At 64.9% G+C, this 18,382-nt stretch carries 10 protein-coding genes; 8 read left to right on the top strand and 2 right to left on the bottom strand.

Features of this window, described 5'->3' with window-relative positions; all coding sequences use genetic code 11:
* The first annotated feature begins 67 nt into the window (after positions 1-67).
* Positions 68-1,438 (top strand): CoA transferase, encoded by a 1,371-nt coding sequence (locus PCA20602_RS04245; RefSeq protein ID WP_150720545.1) that lies wholly within the window; start codon positions 68-70, stop codon positions 1,436-1,438.
* Between the two features lie 124 nt (positions 1,439-1,562).
* On the opposite strand, the gene PCA20602_RS04240 is transcribed toward PCA20602_RS04245, so the two are convergent.
* Together PCA20602_RS04240 and PCA20602_RS04235 are read right to left on the bottom strand one after the other, a co-directional pair.
* Positions 1,563-3,338, bottom strand: a complete 1,776-nt coding sequence (locus tag PCA20602_RS04240) for a GGDEF domain-containing protein (RefSeq protein ID WP_174980801.1) — start codon at positions 3,336-3,338, stop codon at positions 1,563-1,565.
* 212 nt (positions 3,339-3,550) lie between these two features.
* Positions 3,551-5,572 (bottom strand): NADPH-dependent 2,4-dienoyl-CoA reductase, encoded by a 2,022-nt coding sequence (locus tag PCA20602_RS04235; RefSeq protein ID WP_150720126.1) that lies wholly within the window; start codon positions 5,570-5,572, stop codon positions 3,551-3,553.
* Between the two features lie 157 nt (positions 5,573-5,729).
* On the opposite strand from PCA20602_RS04235, the gene PCA20602_RS04230 reads away from it, so the two are divergent.
* The 7 genes from PCA20602_RS04230 (at position 5,730) to PCA20602_RS04200 (ending at position 18,371) form a co-directional block, all read left to right on the top strand.
* Positions 5,730-6,308, top strand: a complete 579-nt coding sequence (locus PCA20602_RS04230; protein ID WP_150720125.1) for a PadR family transcriptional regulator — start codon at positions 5,730-5,732, stop codon at positions 6,306-6,308.
* Positions 6,309-6,464: 156 nt separating this feature from the next.
* Positions 6,465-7,520, top strand: coding sequence for a YVTN family beta-propeller repeat protein (locus PCA20602_RS04225; protein ID WP_343031995.1), 1,056 nt, complete (start codon positions 6,465-6,467; stop codon positions 7,518-7,520).
* Between the two features lie 12 nt (positions 7,521-7,532).
* Entirely contained in the window at positions 7,533-8,537 is a 1,005-nt protein-coding gene (locus PCA20602_RS04220; protein WP_150720124.1) for a sterol desaturase family protein, read from the top strand.
* A gap of 433 nt (positions 8,538-8,970) precedes the next feature.
* Positions 8,971-10,254, top strand: coding sequence for an efflux RND transporter periplasmic adaptor subunit (locus tag PCA20602_RS04215; protein ID WP_150720123.1), 1,284 nt, complete (start codon positions 8,971-8,973; stop codon positions 10,252-10,254).
* A 52-nt stretch (positions 10,255-10,306) separates the two neighbouring features.
* A complete protein-coding gene (locus PCA20602_RS04210) occupies positions 10,307-13,477 on the top strand; it encodes an efflux RND transporter permease subunit (protein WP_150720122.1) in 3,171 nt (1,056 codons plus the stop codon).
* Positions 13,474-16,767 carry an efflux RND transporter permease subunit gene (locus tag PCA20602_RS04205; protein ID WP_150720121.1) on the top strand — a complete coding sequence of 1,098 codons (3,294 nt, stop codon included), beginning with the start codon at positions 13,474-13,476 and terminating at the stop codon, positions 16,765-16,767. The genes PCA20602_RS04210 and PCA20602_RS04205 overlap by 4 nt, the downstream gene beginning before the upstream one ends.
* The gene (locus tag PCA20602_RS04200) at positions 16,764-18,371 is read left to right on the top strand and encodes an efflux transporter outer membrane subunit (RefSeq protein WP_425495636.1); all 1,608 of its coding nucleotides are present in this window, start codon (positions 16,764-16,766) and stop codon (positions 18,369-18,371) included. Before PCA20602_RS04205 ends, PCA20602_RS04200 begins: the two co-directional genes overlap by 4 nt.
* Positions 18,372-18,382: the final 11 nt, after the last annotated feature.

Below are 18,382 nucleotides of genomic sequence, written 5' to 3'. Positions count from 1 at the left end.
CTCCCGTCACGCTTCCCCCGTTGCGCTGCGCGACGACGCGAGCGGTGTCGCCGCCTATCTGCACGAGATGCGTCGTGCTGTCAGCGCTCAGGCGTCTCCCGACGTCAATGTCACGATCAGCGGCCATGGCGCCCTGCCGTGCGTCTTTCCCTACACGGATTTCGCCACCGCCGCCATCGCGACGGCGACCCTCGCCGTGGCCGGACTCACCACCGGCGCTGCGGGCGATTACGGGTTGCAAGCCGGTGTGAGCTTGCCGCAGGTCAACGTCGACCGGCGACTCGCCTCGTTCTGGTTTCAGACATCGTTGCGCGCGCAGGGCTGGTCGTCGCCCCCGATGTGGGATCCGATCGCAGGCGACTATCGGTCGGCCGACGGCTGGATCCGACTGCATACCAATGCGCCGCATCACCGTGCGGCTGCGTTGGCCGTGCTCGATGTGGATGCGCAACGTGATGCCGTCGCCCATGCTGTCGCCAAGTGGACGGCCGACGCACTGGAAGCGGCTGTCGTCGCTCAGGGCGGATGCGCGGCGGCCATGCGCACGCTGACTCAATGGCAGGATCATCCGCAAGGCATCGCGGTCGCCGCCGAGCCGCTGTTGCACTGGGAGACGTTCGATGCCGGCGTCCGCACGAGCGACTGGAAGCCGTTGCGGGAACGTCCGCTGAGCGGCGTTCGCGTGCTCGATCTGACGCGTATTCTCGCCGGTCCGACCGCGACGCGCTTTCTGGCAGGGTTCGGCGCGCAGGTGTTGCGTATCGACCCGCCCGACTGGGACGAGTCCGGCACGGTCCCGGAGGTCGTGCTTGGCAAGCGCTGTGCGCGGCTCGACCTGAAGTCGACTGAAGGGCGCGCAACGCTGGAAGCCTTGCTGCGGGACGCCGATATCGTCGTGCACGGCTATCGTCCCGACGCGCTGGAAGCGCTTGGCCTCGGCGCCGCCCGTCGCCGTGAACTCAATCCGGCACTCATCGACGTCTCGCTGGACGCCTATGGCTGGCAAGGACCGTGGCACGCTCGGCGCGGCTTCGACAGTCTCTTGCAGATGAGTTCGGGTATCGCCGACGCCGGCATGCGCGCATCGGGTACCGAACGGCCCGTGCCGTTGCCAGGACAAGGGATCGACTATGCCACGGGGTATCTGATGGCCGCCGCCGCTGTTCATGGGCTGGCGCTGCGTCAGACACGAGGCGTCGGCGCTACCGTGCGCGCTTCGCTCGCCCGTACCGCAGGCCTGCTCGTGACACAGCGCACACCGGACGACGGCCCGCCCCCTCTGAGTGCCGAAACGTCAGACGATCTTTCGCCACGCATCGAGGACACCTCGTGGGGGCCGGTGCGCCGCATCGCGACACCGATGTCGATTGTCGGCACGCCCGTCGACTGGGCACTGCCCGCGCTGGCGTTGGGCACGGCGACGCCGCGTTGGGCTTGATCGAGGTGACCGGGGTGATCGGGGCGATCGGATTAAGCGGTCTGATGAGTTCGACCGGCGCCATGGATCGAGACGCCCGGGAATGAAAGGCGCCGGGGCGCGCAAGTCGGTGGCGCCCCACGCCTTAATCGATGGCGTGACGTCGCGCCTGTCGTGCAGCGTGCAGTTGACGCTCCGCCTGACTGAGCAATGCAGACACGTTCGTGGGCTCGCTCGTGGGTGCGCCATCCGCGTCGAACGTCACAGACTCTGCCATCGCAATCCCGAAGCTCGCGGTGAGCGGCAGCACTTCTTCGTTGGGCAACTTCAATGCCGTCGCTTCGATGCGCCCGCGCAGCAGCTCTGCGAACTGCCGGGCGCGCGACTCGTCAAGCACGCGTGCGAGGATGACGAACGCGTCTGCGCCAAGCCGGGCCACGACGTCCCCCGGCTGACAGGTGTTCAGACATACCGCACCCACGCGACGCAGCACGTCGTCGCCCGTCTTATGTCCCCAGGCCGCGTTGATCTGCGTGAAGTTGTCGATATCGAACTTGATCAGCGCGATATGGCCCGGCGCAGCCACCGAACACAACGCTTGCGCCTGACGCTCGAAGGCGCGCCAGTTCATGAGGCGGGTCAGCGGGTCCGTGTCCGCGCTCAGTTCCAGTTCGCCCAGCAGCCGCGAGCGCTCCCGACGCAATTGCACCAACTCCACTGCATTGAGCCGCAGCACACGTAGCGCATCGAATACGGATATCACTTGCGGGTGCTTCATGGGTATGCCGTCGCCCGGGACGGAGGCGTCCAGATTGCCTCTCGCGAGTGCGTCGACGAAACGCGTGGCGGCCTCGAACGGCAGCACCACGGTACGTCGGAAGTTGCGCATGACTACGACGATTACGAGCACCAGAAGCCCTTCGCCCACCGCCGTGAACCACAACCACCGAAGCGCCTGCGAGCGTTGCGCTTGGACCTTGCGCTGTGCCCGCATCAACATGGCGTCGCGAAAATCGGTGATGGCGCTCATCGTCGGTACGTAGCGGCTGGCAAACTCGGCCGTCGTAAGCGACGGCGGTTGCGGCTGCGCAGCCAGCGTACGCACCGTCGCCACGTAATGCAGACCGCCGCTGAAGTATTTCGTATTCAGGGCATTGAGCGTGGCGGGACCGAGTTCCGGCGGTTCGATCACGCGCGCCGAGATCATGTCGCGAAGCTGATCGATGCGACCGAGCGTGCGTTCGATGGTGCGCTGGTCGGCTTCGGTGAGGGTCTGGCGGGTCGTCAGCGCAGCGGTGAAGTGCGACCCGAGTTGGCCGGCGTACTCGCGCAGTTCGGCCGCGAGCCGGGCAAGGATGACGTAATGCAGTGCGCCGGGCGCGCCTTGCGACACGATGTCGATGCGCGACGAGGCTACCGGCGTGAAGTCGGCGATGACACGGATCATGCGGTCAACGGCGTCACGTACCGCCACGTCGCTGCGCATCTCACGCGGTCGCTGCACCAGTTGATCGACGTTGGCACTCGCGGCAGCAAGATCGAGCCGCGCCCGCTCGATCGTGCGCAAGCTGCCCGCGCACTGATGGCACGCGTCGGACGACAGCGCCACGAGTAATTCCTGGAGACGTGCGTTAGTCGCTTCGCGGGCATTGCGCAACGCAGTGACCGAGGCATCGGGAAGTGGGAGATCCGCGCCCAGCACCGCATTGGCCGGGCCGCGTTCGGCGGAGGCCTTTTCCATCGCCAGCAACGTGGCGCGCAACGCATCGAGCGCAAGCGCGGCATCGCTCGCCTGCCGGTACGCGCCCCAGGCCCAGGTCAGCAGACCACTGCAAAGGATGACGACAGCGCAGACGACGGCGAGGTTCTGCAATCGGAGACGGCCGGTCAGCGAACCGGCCGAAAGTAACTTGCGCTTCATTGACGATGGCACCGTCGGCCACACGGTAAAGACTCCCACTGAGGCCGTGACGGCAAACACCGTGACGGCGGCACTCCGCAGCTTGCCGCGGAAACGTCGTGCCCGGCACTTGGCACATACGCTTGGCATCGCAAAACCGCCTTCCGAAGGCGGGATTCGCGAGGCGATATTGTCGCACAACGATATGCCGCCCCCCGCGTGGCTCCCTAAACTTATAGGTCGATCGCCACCTCGGTACCTTGCTTGATGGCACGCTTGGCATCGAGTTCCGCCGCCACGTCGGCCCCACCAATGACATGCACGCGCACACCGGCGTCCTGCAACCCCTGGGCCAGTTCCCTAAGCGGTTCCTGCCCCGTGCACAAAACTACGTTGTCAACGGACAAAACATGCGGCGCATCGCCAATCGTGACGTGCAGGCCCTCGTCGTCGATCCGGCGATACGTCACGCCAGGAATCATCTCGACGCCACGATGCTTGAGCGACGTGCGATGGATCCACCCGGTGGTCTTGCCCAGCCCATCACCGACCTTCGAGGTCTTGCGTTGCATGAGATAGACCTTGCGCGGGGACGTCTCCGGCACCGGGGGGCATAGGCCACCGGCGTGTGCGTATGACGGATCGATGCCCCATTCCGCATAGAACTTCTCGGGTACCAGCGTCGCGCTTTCCCCCGACTGCGTGAGGAACTCGGCAATGTCGAAGCCAATGCCACCCGCACCGATCACGGCGACCGTCTTGCCGACGGCGGCGCCGCCGCGCAGGACATCGATATAGCTCAGGACCTTCGGATGGTCGATGCCGTCGATAGCGGGCGTGCGCGGCACGACACCGGTGGCCAGCACGACATCGTCGTAGCCGCCGGCGACGATCGAGTCGACCGTCGCGCGCGTGTTCAACTGGACCGTTACCCCGGTCGCGGCAAGCTCATGACGGAAGTACCGCAGCGTCTCGAAGAACTCCTCCTTGCCGGGAATGCGCTTGGCCATATTGAACTGGCCACCGATCTCTGCCTCCGCTTCGATCAGGGTGACGTCGTGGCCGCGCCGGGCAGCGACCGTCGCAGCGGCCAGACCGGCAGGCCCGGCGCCCACGACCGCCACACGACGCTGGCGTCCGGCCGGCTCGATGCGCAGTTCCGTCTCGTGACAGGCGCGCGGATTGACCAGGCACGACGTGATCTTGCCGCTGAAGGTATGGTCGAGACAGGCTTGATTACAGCCGATGCAAGTGTTGATGTGCTCGGCACGATTGGCGGCAGCCTTGTTCACGAACTCGGGATCGGCCAGCAGCGGACGCGCCATCGACACCATGTCGGCTTCGCCGTCTGCCAGGATTCGCTCGGCGACGTCAGGTGTATTGATGCGGTTCGTCGTGATGAGCGGAATGCCGACATGTCCTTTGAGCTTGCCGGTCACCCATGCGAACGCCGCGCGCGGCACGCTCGTGGCAATCGTCGGGATACGGGCCTCGTGCCAGCCAATGCCGGTGTTGATCAGCGTCGCACCGGCGGCTTCGACGGCCCGCGCGAGCTTCACGACTTCGTCGAACGTCGAGCCGCCTTCGACCAGATCGAGCATCGACAGTCGATAGATGATGATGAATTCGCGCCCGACGCGCTCACGCACCCGTCGCACGATCTCCACCGGAAAACGCATGCGATGCTCGAAGCTGCCGCCCCAGCCATCGGTGCGATGGTTGGTCCGGGCGGCAATGAATTCATTGATCAGATACCCCTCGGACCCCATGATTTCCACGCCGTCGTACCCGGCGCGCTGCGCCAGCGCGGCGCAATTCACGAAGTCCTCGATGGTCGCTTCGACCTCATCGGCGGTGAGTTCGCGCGGTTTGGCCGGCGTAATGGGCGCCTGCAGGGCGCTGGGCGCCACGAGATCGGGATGGTAGGCGTAACGACCGAAGTGCAGTATCTGCATGGCGATCTTGCCGCCCGCCGCGTGTACCGCCTCGGTCACCACACGGTGCTTGTCGGCCTCGTCTTCGGTACTGAGCTTCGCGCCACCGGCGTACGGACGCCCCGCCTCGTTCGGCGCAATCCCGCCCGTCACCATCAGCGCCACACCGCCGCGGGCGCGCTCGGCGTAGAACTCGGCCATACGGACGAAGCCGTTACGGGCTTCTTCGAGCCCGACGTGCATCGAGCCCATGAGCACGCGGTTGCGCAGCGTGGTAAAGCCCAGATCCAGGGGCTGCATCAGGTGGGGATAGCCGCTCATCGTTGTCTCTCTCATCGTTCGGCAGGGTGCCGTGGGGTCTCTTATAGGCTGGTCTTGTTCCGGTTATGCAACCGGTTGCATAGTTCGACGATTCTAAGCGCCCCAGCGACTATGCAACACGTTGCATAGTGCGATTAGAGTCCTTAGACTAGCGGGCATGCCGCTCGCCCACGCCCTGATGACCTCGCTGCTGGAAAAGCCCTCCTCGGGATACGACCTGGCGCGCCGGTTCGACAAGTCCATCGGCTTCTTCTGGCACGCCACGCACCAGCAAATCTACCGCGAACTGGCGCGCATGGAGACCGCCGGATGGATCGACTCGGCAGCCGCCCCGGACGGCGGTCGCACACGCAAACGCGTCTACCGGGTGCTCGACGCCGGGCGGGACGAGTTGCTCGCCTGGGTGGCCACGACCACGGAACCTGCCGATCTGCGCGACGACCTCATGGTCCGGTTGCGGGCCGACGCCGCCATCGGGCCGCTCGGTCTGGTGCCCGAATTACAGCGCCGCTCGGCGCTCCATGCGCAGAAACTGGCGGCGTATCAGGCCATCGAGGCCCGGGATTTTCCGACAGATGAAACCGGTAGCCCGCTGACCCGTGAGGCCGCGCTACAGCGTCACATCCTCCGGTTGGGGGTGCGTTACGAGCAGGGATGGCTCGACTGGACACGGGAAGCCCTGCAGTTGCTGGCGCAATGGGATGACGCCGTGACCGAAGACCGTCAGGCCACCTGACGTGGACTGCGCGACATAGGAATTCGTCCCATTTTCTTGTCAACGGATGGGGCGTCTGGCGCGTTTAACGTGAGAATCGACGTTAAGCAGGTGTCCAGGCCGGACATTCCGGCCGACCGGCGAACGTCGCCGTTTTTCGCCCCACCCTAGGCATTCATGGTGTTCTCCTTCAAGCCCCTCAAGCCCTCCACGCTTTCCTGGCTTGCCAGCCGTGCCCGCGCTGCCTCCCAGCGCACGGTGCTGTCGATGCTGGTTGCCGCTACGCTCCCCCTGGCAGTTTCGTCCGCTCACGCCGGCACGGTCATCGTGCTCGACTCCGGAGCCGCGCAACTCTCGCTGATCGATCAGGCGACGCATAAGGTCGTCGGCACCATGCCCACGGGCAAAGAGCCGCATCACCTGATGATCACGCCCGACAAACGCTCGCTGATCGTGGCCAACTCGGTCTCGAACAGCCTGATGTTCCTCGATCCGAACACGGGCAAGTTCCAGCGTCAGGTCGCCGACATCGACGATCCTTATCAGTTGGGCTTCTCGCCCGACCGCAAATGGTTCGTCACCGCGGCACTGCGCCTCGATCGCGTCGATCTGTATCACTACGACGGTGAAAACGTCACGGTGGCCAAGCGTATCCCGCTGGCCAAGACACCGAGCCACATGACGTTCTCGTCCGACAGCAAGACGGTCTTCGTCACGTTGCAGGATTCGGGCGAACTGGTCGCGATCGATCTGCCGACGCAGACCGTCAAATGGCGCATGCCGGTGGGCAAGACGCCGGCTGGCCTGTGGATGACGCCGGGCGACAAGTATCTGCTCGTTGGCATGACTGGCGAGGACGACGTCGCAGTGGTCGACTGGCGCACGCAGAAAGTCGTCAAGCGCATTCAGACGGGACGCGGCGCGCACAACTTCCGCTCGCTCTCCGATGGCCGCCACATTGCCGTGAGCAACCGGGTCGAGAGCACCATCAGCATCATCGATTACGAAACGCTGACCAAGGTGGCCGACATCACAGGTCTGATGCCGGGGCCGGACGATATGGAATTGTCCGCAGATAAACGCTATCTTTGGGTAACGTTCCGATTTGCGCGCCACGTGGGCGTGATCGACCTGACCACGCGCAAACTGGTCGATACCATCGCCGTCAACCGGTCGCCGCACGGCATCTATTTTGCCGAGCGCGCCCCGGTTCTCTCGCCGAACCCGGACTGACAGGGCCGACAGATGCTTCAGGAAGCCATCAATTTCGTCGATAGCGGCATTTCCGCTGCCCAGACGCTCATCTACGTCGATGTGGTGCAGCCGCTGCTGTTCCACTTCAACCTGATGGGCTACGACGATGATATCTACGACGCCCTCTATCTCGTGATCATCGGCGTCTTGCAGGTCGGCCTGACGTACGTGCTGTTGCGTCCGCTCGAAGCCCTGCGTCCGCTCGAACAGTGGCAGGACCGCAAACAGGTTCGCTCGGACGTCATCTACACCTGGATCGCCAAGCTCGGCATTCTGAATCTGCTGTTCTTCGTGGTGTTGCAACCGGTCTTCAACGAGTTGCAGAGCCAGATGGTGATCCATGGGCTGCCGAGCGTCGATCTCGATGGCTTGTACCCCGGGGTGACGGATCAGCCGATCGTGTCGTTCCTGATGTACCTGACAGTGCTCGACTTCGCCGGTTACTGGTATCACCGCTGGCAGCATCGGTTCGGTGTCTGGTGGGAACTGCATGCCGTGCATCACAGCCAGCAGCAGATGTCGCTGTGGTCCGACGACCGGAATCACTTCCTCGACGACATCCTGCAAGCCGGATTCTTCGCGGCCATCGCGCTCTTCATCGGCGTGCAACCCGCGCAGTATGTGGTGCTCGTGGCGGTGGGTAACTTCCTGCAAAGCGTGCAGCACGTGAACGCCCGTCTGCCGTATGGTCCGGTGCTCGAACGCCTGATCGTGAGCCCGACGTTCCACCGTCGCCACCACGCCATCGGCTACGGACATGAAGGCACGCGCTACGGCTGTAACTTCGGGGTGCTGTTCCCGTGGTGGGACGTGCTGTTCCGCACGGCGTCGTGGGAGCGCACCGTCGAGCCGACCGGCATTCGTGACCAGTTGCCCGCACCGGAAGGCCGTTCGCGCCGTTATGGCATCGGCGTGATCGCACAGCAGGTGCGTGCGCTCGGACGTATTGCCAAACGCATCGTGCCGCGCCGAACGTCCGGTCGTCAGCCGGTCTGAGCCCCGCCCGGGCGGTTCGTCGCTACCCGGCACGAAGGACGCAATGCCTTCCAGCCGCTTACCGGCGGCGCTGCGGTAACACGATGTAACAGGGGGAGAATCGCCGGATCACGGCCCTCCTCCTGCCTCTCCGTCCGACGTATTTGCCCCTTCCCCAATCCGCAAATTCGGCGCTTTCGCGACGATTTTCCAGCGATTTCACCCCGCTTTTTGCATTTCGACGTTCTCGGACGAGCATCAGGCGCGTCGCGCGCGATGTCCGCTTCGTCATGCGCACTATCGCCCGTTTCGCCAGGCCGCGCGTAACACGCCGTAACCTCGGCCACCCCCGCCTGATACCAAGTCCGACGCCCTCGTCGCTAGACTGATAAACGTGGCCTCCCCGTCCGGGAATCGGCTCGATATCCCGGCAAATCATCAGGCGGAGGCAGCCATGGAGCAAACGTCCAACACCGCAGTGCCACCTCAGCAACCGGCGCGCCCGAAGCGGCGGCGCACGGCGCTTTGGATCGGCATCGTCATCTTGCTGATCGTGGCGTGGATCGCATGGCACCTGCTGCACCGGCCAGCCGCACGGCGCAATGTCGCCCCGCAAATAGTCTCCGTCGCACAAGTGACTTACGGCAGCATGCCGGTCACGATCACCTCGCTCGGCACGGTCACGCCCGAAGCCACCGTCACGGTCCTGCCGCAGCTTAGCGGCTACCTCACGCAGGTCGGTTATCAGGAAGGGCAAGACGTCAAACAGGGCCAGTTCCTCGCACAGATCGATCCGCGTCAATACGAAATCAGCAAGGAACAGGCACAGGCACAACTCGCCAAGGACCGCGCGGCCCTCGCTCAGGCCAAGGCCGATCTCGCGCGCTACACGCAACTGCACGAGCAGCGGGCGATTGCCGAGCAGACGTACGCCGATCAGCAGTTCACCGTGGCGCAGGACGAAGCCGCCGTGAAGGCCGATCTGGCCAACATCAAGCAGTTCGAACTCGACCTGACCTACTGTCGGATCACAGCGCCCGTCTCGGGCCGCGTGGGCTTGCGCCTCGTCGATCCCGGCAACTACGTGAGCACCACCAGTACGACCGGCATCGCGGTCATCACCAGCGTCAAACCGACAACCGTGGAGTTCACCGTCGCCCAGAATGCCCTGCCGGCGGTGATGAAACGCTACCGCACCGGGACACCGCTGGCGGTCACCGTCTATTCGAGCGACAACACCGAGCAACTCGCTACCGGCACGCTCTACGCAGTAAGCAACCAGATGGCGACGGCGACCGGGACCGTCACCCTGCGCGCCCGATTCGCCAACGACGACGAAGTGCTCTTCCCGCAAGAGTTCGTCAACGTGAAGCTGCTTGTCGACACGCTCGATCACGCCATGCTCGTGCCCACACCCGCAGTGCAAAGCGGCGCGCCGGGGGATTTCGTGTATGTCGTCACGGCGCAGAAGACGGCATCGTTGCGCAAGGTCACCATCGGACCGAGCGACGGGAAGCACACGGTGGTCACGAGTGGCCTCAACGCCGGTGAGACGGTCGTCACCGACGGGATGGATCGACTGAGCGACGGCGCGCACATTGCCTTGCCGGTCGCGGCAAGCAGCGCTGCGGCGAGCGAGCCCGCCGGGGCGCATGAGGGACGTCAGGGGCGACATAGGAACGCCGACGCTTCCGGGGCATCGACGGCATCGGCCGCCACCAGCCCGTCGTCCCAATGAGGCGCCCAAGGCGAGCCATCTGGCCTGATCCGACGCTCCAAGGCACGCGCTCATGAATTTCTCGCGACTTTTCATCCTGCGTCCGGTGGCGACTTGGCTGCTGATGATCGCGCTCGTCCTCGTCGGGCTCGTGGCGGTGCGGGTGCTGCCCGTGTCGTCGCTGCCGAGCGTCGACTATCCGACGATTCAGGTCCAGACGTTCTACCCCGGCGCCAGCCCTTCCGTGATGGCGACCACGGTTACGGCCCCCCTCGAAGTGCAACTCGGGCAGATCCCCGGCTTGCAGCAGATGATTTCGTACAGCGCCGAAGGGTCGTCCGTCATTACGCTGCAATTCGATCTGGCGCTCAATCTCGACGTCGCGCAGCAGAACGTGCAGCAGGCGATCAACGCCGCGAACAGTCTGCTCCCCAGCGGACTCCCCGCGCCGCCGACCTACGCCAAGGTCAACCCGGCGGATCAGCCGATCATGACGCTGGCCGTCACGTCCTCATCCCTGTCGCTCACCCAGCTTCAGGACGCCGCCAACAACCGCCTCGCCGCCAAGATATCGCAAGTCGCGGGCGTCGGCGTGGTCACGCTGGCGGGCGGCAATGTCCCGGCGGTGCGTGTGGAAGCCGATCCGCAGAAGCTCGCCGCCTACGGTTTGAATCTGGACGACCTGCGCACCTTGCTCGCCAACGTGAACGTCAGCCAGCCGAAGGGCAATTTCGACGGCCCGGAACTTGACTACACGCTCGACGCCAACGACCAGATCACCGATCCGCAGGATTATCTGGATACCGTCATCGCCTATCAGAACGGTAATCCTGTCTATCTGCGCGACGTCGCACACGTAGCGAAGGCCGCACAGGACGTCGAGCGCGGGGCCTGGTTCAACAAGACGCCGGCCATCGTGCTGAACGTCCAGCGCCAGCCGGGGGCGAACGTCATCGCCACCGTGGATCAGATCAAGCGGGCGCTGCCGCAACTCGAAGCGACGCTGCCCGCCGGCATGAAAGTCAGCGTGGTCTCGGACAGCACGGGCGTGATTCGCGCGTCAGTGAGCGACGCCGCCTTCGAACTCGTGCTCGCGGTGGTGCTCGTGGTCGCCGTCATCTTCGTGTTCCTGCGCAACGTGCCCGCGACCATCATTCCGAGCATCTCGGTGCCGGTATCGCTGATCGCCACGCTGGCGGTGATGTACGAGCTGGGATATTCCATCGACAATCTCTCGCTCATGGCGCTCATCATCGCGACCGGGTTCGTGGTGGACGACTCTATCGTCATGATCGAGAACGTGGTGCGTTACCTCGAAGCCGGTATGGCGCCGCTCGAAGCCGCGCTGGCCGGGGCCGGTCAGATCGGCTTCACGATCATGTCGCTCACGATTTCGCTGATCGCCGTGCTGATCCCGCTGCTCTTCATGGGCGGCGTCATCGGGCGGTTGTTCGGCGAATTCGCCGTCACGCTCGCCGTCACCATCGTCATCTCGGCGATCGTCTCGCTCACCGTCGTGCCGATGCTCTGCGCCCGGATCCTGCGCGCGCAGGAGGCACGGCACCCCAGCCGTTTCGAGCGGGTGAGCGAGCGGCTTTTCGACAAGACGCTCGCCGCCTATGAGCGCGGCCTGCGATGGGTACTCGACCACCAGTTCCTGACCCTGCTAGTCGCCATCGGCACAGTGGTGCTCACCGTCGTGCTTTACATCGTGATTCCGAAGGGGTTGTTCCCCGTGCAGGACGTCGGCGTGCTGCAAGGCATCACCGTCGCGGACAACTCGGTCTCGTATGCGGCGATGGTCAAGCGGCAGACCGCACTGGCCGACGTCGTGCTGCAAGACCCCGACGTCACCTCGATCACGTCGTACGTCGGCATCGATGGCATCAACACCACACTCAACAACGGCCGTTTCCTCATCAACCTGAAACCGCGCGACGACCGCTCGGAGACTGCCGCCGAGGTCGGCCGCCGCATCCAGCAAGCCACGGCGAAGGTGCCCGGCATCAAGCTTTACGTGCAGCCCGCGCAGGATCTGACGCTCGACACCACGGTCTCGCCCAACCAGTACAAGTTCGTACTGCGCGGCCCCGATCAGGCGACGCTCGCGCAATACGTGCCACCGCTCATCGCCCGCCTGAAGCAGATCTCGTCGATTACCGACGTAGCGAGCGATCTCGACACCAGCGGCCTGTCGATTCAGGTGGAAGTGAACCGGCAACTGGCGGCGCGATACGGCATTACGCCCGCGACCATCGACAATGCCCTGTACGACGCGCTCGGCCAGCGCATCGTGTCGACGATCTTCCAGCAGTCGGCACAATATCGGGTGATTCTTGTCGCCAAGCCCGATTCGCTGAACACGATCCAGTCGCTGGGCACCCTCTATCTGCCGAGCCAGACGAGCGCGAGCGGTCAGGTGCCGCTCTCGGCCATCGCGCAACTCAAGGTCGTGCGCACGCCACTGGCAATCAGCCATTTGCAGCAATTCCCGGCAGTGACGGTGTCGTTCAATCTGGCGCCGGACGCCTCGCTCTCCAGCGCCGTCAAGGCAATCCGCAGCGCCGAGCAGGCGGTGCATTTGCCGCCGTCGGTGGCATCGTCGTTTCAGGGCGCGGCGCAGGCGTTCGAGGATTCGCTCTCGAGCGAGGTCTATCTGCTGGTGGCCGCGCTCGTGGCCGTCTATATCGTGCTGGGCGTGCTGTACGAGAGCTTCATCCATCCGGTCACCATCCTGTCGACCCTTCCCTCGGCCGGTATCGGCGCCCTGCTCGCGCTGATGCTCACCGGAAGCGATCTCGACGTCATCGGCATCATCGGCATCGTGCTGCTCATCGGCATCGTCAAGAAGAACGCGATCATGATGGTCGACTTCGCCCTCGACGCCGAGCGATCGCAGCACAAGCCGCCGCGCGAGGCCATTTTCGAGGCGTCGCTGCTGCGCTTCCGGCCGATTCTGATGACGACGCTCGCGGCCATGCTCGGTGCGCTGCCCATGCTGCTCGGCTCGGGCACCGGCTCGGAACTGCGGCGTCCGCTGGGGCTCGCGATCATCGGCGGCCTCACGCTCAGCCAGTTGCTCACGCTGTTCACCACGCCCGTCATCTATCTGTATTTCGACCGGCTCGCGGCACGCGTGCGTGAGCGCCGGGAGCGGCGCAAGCAGGAAGCCGCCGGCCGCCCGGGCGCCTCGAACAAGCCGGAGGGCGCGCAAGACCCGGGGAATACGGGAGACCAGCCGTGAACCTCTCGGCCCTGTTCATCAAGCGCCCGGTCGCGACCACGTTGCTGGCCGTTGCGGTGCTGATTTCAGGTTGTCTGGCGTACCTGCGGCTGCCCGTGGCGCCGCTGCCCAACGTCGCCTTCCCGGTGATCGCCGTGCAGGCGAGCATGGCGGGCGCGAGCCCCGAGATCATGGCGTCCACCGTTGCCGAACCGCTGGAACGCCGACTCGGAGTGATCGCCGACGTGACCGAACTGACCTCGACGAGCACAGTCGGCTCGGTCTCGATCCCGGTCGTTTTCGGTCTGAAGCGCGATATCGAAGGTGCGGCGCGCGATGTCGAAGCCGCGATTCAGGCCGCCAGAGCGGACTTGCCGAGCACGCTGCGCAGCAATCCGAGCTACCGCAAATTCAACCCGGCCGACACGCCGGTCATGGTCATTGCTCTGACGTCCGCCACGCTCACGACCGCACAGCTCTACGACTCGGCCGACTCCGTCATCCTCCAGCAACTCTCCCAGGTGGACGGCGTCGGCCAGATCACGGTGGGCGGCGGTGCGTTGCCGTCGGTACGGGTCGAATTGCAGCCGGGCAAGCTCAACAGTTACGGGATCGGGCTGGAGGACGTGCGCGCTGCCCTGTCCTCCGCCAACGCGAACAGCGCCAAAGGCCATCTGGATCAGGGCGATCAGCGCTTTCAGGTCACCTCGAACGACCAGATCGGCAAGGCCGACGGTTACAAGGATCTCGTCGTCGCCTATCGCAACGGCGCGCCGGTCCTGCTGCGCGACGTGGCGCTCGTGCGCGACAGCAACGAGAACATCCGCAATGCCGGGCTCTTCAACAACCACCCGGCAGTCCTGGTAATCGTCTATCCGTCGCCGGGCAGCAATGTCGTCAAGACCGTGTCGCAGATCCGCAAGATCCTGCCGCTGGTCGAGGCCACGCTGCCACACGACATCAAGGTCAACGTGGCGCTGGACCGCTCGGTCTCGGTCGAGGCGTCGCTGGGCGACACGGAGCGCACGCTGGTGCTGGCGGTGCTGCTCGTGATCGGCGTGGTGTTCGTATTCCTCCGCTCGGCGAACTCGACGCTGATCCCGGCGGTCGTCCTGCCGCTGTCGATCATCGGCACCTTCGGGCCGATGTATCTGCTCGGCTACAGTCTGGACAACCTCTCGCTCATGGCGCTGACTATCGGGACAGGCTTTGTCGTCGACGATGCGGTCGTCGTCATGGAAAACATCGTGCGCCATCTGGAACTGGGCGTCCCCCCGAAGGAAGCCGCCCTGCAGGGCGCAGGCGAAGTGGGCTTCACCGTGCTGTCGATGAGCCTGTCGCTGATCGCCGTCTTCCTGCCGATCCTGCTCATGCCGGGCATCGTCGGCCTGCTGTTCCACGAATTTGCCGTCACCCTGTCGATCGCGATCCTGATCTCCATGGTGATCTCGCTCACGGTAACGCCGACGCTGTGCGCCTATGTCCTCACCCGCGAGTCGGCCGTCTCGCAGGCCCGGTGGTCGACATGGATCGGCCGCCAGTTCGACCGTTTTCGCGATGCCTACGCGCGTTCGCTCACGGCAGTGCTCGACCATGCCGGTCTCGTCGGTCTGGTGATGCTGGGTCTGCTCGTCGGCAATCTCTTCCTGTTCCGGCTGCTGCCCGCCACATTCTTCCCGGAGCAGGACACCGGCATTCTGATCGGTCAGATCATGGCCGATCAGAGCATCTCGTTCCCGGCCATGCGCCAGAAGCTGGAACAGTTGCAGACCATCGTCCAGACCGACCCCGCCGTGGCCTCTGTGGCGGGCTTCACCGGCGGACGTTCACTCAATTCCGCCACCGTGTTCGTGCAACTCAAGCCGCTCGCCGAGCGACACCTGTCGGCGGCAGCAGTGGTCAACCGGCTGCGGCCCAAGCTCAATGGCGTCTCCGGCGCGCGCCTGTTCTTGCAGGCGCAGCAGGACTTGCGCATCGGCGGACGACAGTCGGCGGCCGAATACCAGTACACGTTGACGAGCGACGATGCACAGGCGCTGTATCAGTGGGTGCCGAAGCTCGTGACCGAGTTGAGCAAGCATCGGCAGACGGTGCTCGACGTGAATACCGATCTTCAGCAGAACGGTTTGCAGATGTACGTGAACATGCATCGTCAGACCGCCGCACGCTTCAACCTGCAACCGAACCAGATCGATAACGTGCTGTACGACGCCTTCGGGCAGCGCACCGTTTCCACGATTTACAACCCGATCAATCAGTACTTCGTCGTCATGGAAGTGTCGCCCGAGTATTGGCAGTATCCGAACTCGCTCGATCAGATCTACCTGAGCACTGCGGCGGGCAACGCCAGCGGCACGGGGCAGACACAGATGTCCGGCAAGACGGTCAGCGGCGCGAGCGCGAAGACCGCGGCCTCGGGCACCAATGCGCTCAACGCCAATGCCGTGGCCAACCAGCAGAACAACGCGATTTCGAACAGCCGGGGAGGCAACTCCAGCGGAAGCGCAGACAGCACGGCCGCAGAGACGATGGTGCCGCTCACCGCGCTTGCGAGCTTCACCGCGCGACATACGGCCACGCAGGTCAACCATCAGGGCGGCATGGTCGCGGCGACCGTGTCGTTCAACCTGCCGGCGGGCGGTTCGCTGAGTCAGGCACAGGTTGCCATCGATGACGCCGCGCGCGCCATCGGCATGCCCGCCTCCATCCACGGCGCGTTTGCGGGTGCGGCACAGGCGTTTTCGCAATCGATGGGCACGGTGCCGTTGCTCATCCTCGCGGCACTCGGCGTGGTGTACATCGTGCTCGGGGTGCTGTACGAGAACACGATTCACCCGCTGACCATCCTTTCGACGTTGCCGTCGGCGGGCATCGGCGCCACGCTCGCCCTGCTGATCTTCGGCACCCCGTTCTCCGTCATCGCGCTGATCGGCATGATTTTGCTCATCGGCATCGTCAAGAAGAACGGCATCATGATGGTCGACGTCGCCATTCAATTACAGCGCCGGGACGGCATGCCCGCTAAGCAGGCCATTCACGAAGCGGCGGTCGTGCGGTTGCGCCCCATCATGATGACGACGTTCGCCGCCGTGCTCGGCGCCGTACCGCTTGCCATCGCGCTGGGTCAGGGGGCGTCGTTGCGCCAGCCGCTCGGCGTCACGGTCATGGGCGGTCTGCTCCTGAGTCAGGTCTTCACGCTTTACACGACGCCCGTCATCTATCTGTATCTGGACCGCCTGCGCGCGCGGCTCGCACGCTGGTCCACGCGCCTGCCCTGGCATCGCGATCCCGGCCCGGAGGTTCGATCATGAGTTGGTTCGCAAAGGCATATCGCATGCTTCTGGTGCCCATTGCGGGCACTTCACGCACTTCACACGTTTCGCACCCTACGCGTAAATCCCCGAAGCGGGTGACGCTGGCCTGCGCCGCCATGCTGGCCGGGCTCGCATCACTGGCCGGCTGCGCCGTCGGCCCGGACTATCAGCGCCCGCTCGTCGATATGCCGACCCACTACACCGAACTGGCTGGCTGGACGCAAGCACGTCCCGACGCCGAAGGGCCAAAAGGCCAATGGTGGACGGCCTTCCACGATCCGCTGCTAGACGCGCTGGAGCCGCAGGTCGAAGTCTCCAACCAGACCGTGCGACAAAGCTACGCCAACTATCAGCAGGCGCTCGCCGAAGTGCGTCAGGCCCGCGCGGGGCTGTTCCCGACGTTCGGCATCGACGCCTCGGCCAGCCGTTCGCGCGGCAGCAGCGGCGGCGCCAGCACGTCCGCGGCGCTGGCCTCGCGTAACGGCGCGAACATCGTGAGCTCGGCCGCGACCGAAGCGAGCGTGAGCTGGGCGCCGGACATCTGGGGGCAGGTGCGGCGCTCCATCGAGCAAAGCAACGCCACCGCGCAGGCCAGTCAGGCCACGCTCGCGAATGCGACGCTGTCCGAGCAGATCGCGCTCGCCAATGCCGTCATCGACTTGCGCATCACCGACGCGAACATCGATCTGCTGACGCAAACCGTCGCCGCCTACACGGAATACCTTCGGGTCGTGGCCGCTCAGGACCGGGCCGGAACGGTGCCGCCGTCCGACATCATTACGGCACGCACGCAACTGGAAAACGCCCGCGCCAGTCTGATCGCGCTCGGCATTTCGCGGGCGCAGTATGCGCATGCCATCGCCGTGCTCGTCGGCCGCAATCCGGAATCGCTGACGATTCCGCACAGCACTGCGTTGCCGCGCCTGCCCGACGTGCCCATCGCCTTGCCGTCGACACTGCTTCAGCGGCGCCCGGACATCGCAACCGCCGAGCGGCAGATGGCTGCGCAGAACGCGGCCATCGGTGTTGCGCTCGCAGCCTACTACCCGAACATCACGCTGTCGCTCACGGACGGACTGTCCGCCGCGCCCGTCGCGGGGTTGTTCAAGATTGCCAATTACGTGTGGTCGCTCGGCGCGAGCGCGTCGGAGACGATTTTCGATGGTGGCGCAAGAAGCGCCAAGGTCGATGCCGCGCGCGCTGCCTACGACGCGGCCGTGGCGAATTACCGGGGCACCGTCCTCACGGCATTGCAGGGTGTGGAGAACGATCTGGCATCGCTGCGCTTCCTTGAACAGCAGGCGCAGACGCTCGACGAAGCCGTGCGCGACGCGACGGAAGGCGCCCGCATCGCAATGAGCGAGTACCAGGCGGGCACGGTGGATTACACGACCGTCGTCACCGCGCAGACGACGCAACTCACCACGCGGCAAAACGCATTGAATGTGCAGGAATCACGGTTGCTGGCCGCTGCGTCGCTCATCGGTGATCTCGGTGGCGGGTGGTCGGACGACGCGCTGGGGCAGACCGGGTCGCCCGCACCTACCGACGCCAATGCGCCGTCAGGACCTACGAATCAGGCGACGTCCGCCGCCAAGTGACGACATGACAC

Origin of the sequence: Pandoraea capi (assembly GCF_902459735.1) — a bacterium.
GTDB lineage: Bacteria > Pseudomonadota > Gammaproteobacteria > Burkholderiales > Burkholderiaceae > Pandoraea > Pandoraea capi.
This window is presented reverse-complemented; position numbering and strand designations above follow the sequence as displayed.

What these genes read in the sequence shown, in the direction of transcription:
- PCA20602_RS04245 (WP_150720545.1), top strand. Translation starts at nt 68, where the DNA reads ATGCGTCGTGCTGTCAGCGCTCAGGCGTCTCCCGACGTCAATGTCACG.
- PCA20602_RS04240 (WP_174980801.1), bottom strand. Translation starts at nt 3,338, where the DNA reads ATGAAGCGCAAGTTACTTTCGGCCGGTTCGCTGACCGGCCGTCTCCGA.
- PCA20602_RS04235 (WP_150720126.1), bottom strand. Translation starts at nt 5,572, where the DNA reads ATGAGCGGCTATCCCCACCTGATGCAGCCCCTGGATCTGGGCTTTACC.
- PCA20602_RS04230 (WP_150720125.1), top strand. Translation starts at nt 5,730, where the DNA reads ATGCCGCTCGCCCACGCCCTGATGACCTCGCTGCTGGAAAAGCCCTCC.
- PCA20602_RS04225 (WP_343031995.1), top strand. Translation starts at nt 6,465, where the DNA reads ATGGTGTTCTCCTTCAAGCCCCTCAAGCCCTCCACGCTTTCCTGGCTT.
- PCA20602_RS04220 (WP_150720124.1), top strand. Translation starts at nt 7,533, where the DNA reads ATGCTTCAGGAAGCCATCAATTTCGTCGATAGCGGCATTTCCGCTGCC.
- PCA20602_RS04215 (WP_150720123.1), top strand. Translation starts at nt 8,971, where the DNA reads ATGGAGCAAACGTCCAACACCGCAGTGCCACCTCAGCAACCGGCGCGC.
- PCA20602_RS04210 (WP_150720122.1), top strand. Translation starts at nt 10,307, where the DNA reads ATGAATTTCTCGCGACTTTTCATCCTGCGTCCGGTGGCGACTTGGCTG.
- PCA20602_RS04200 (WP_425495636.1), top strand. Translation starts at nt 16,764, where the DNA reads ATGAGTTGGTTCGCAAAGGCATATCGCATGCTTCTGGTGCCCATTGCG.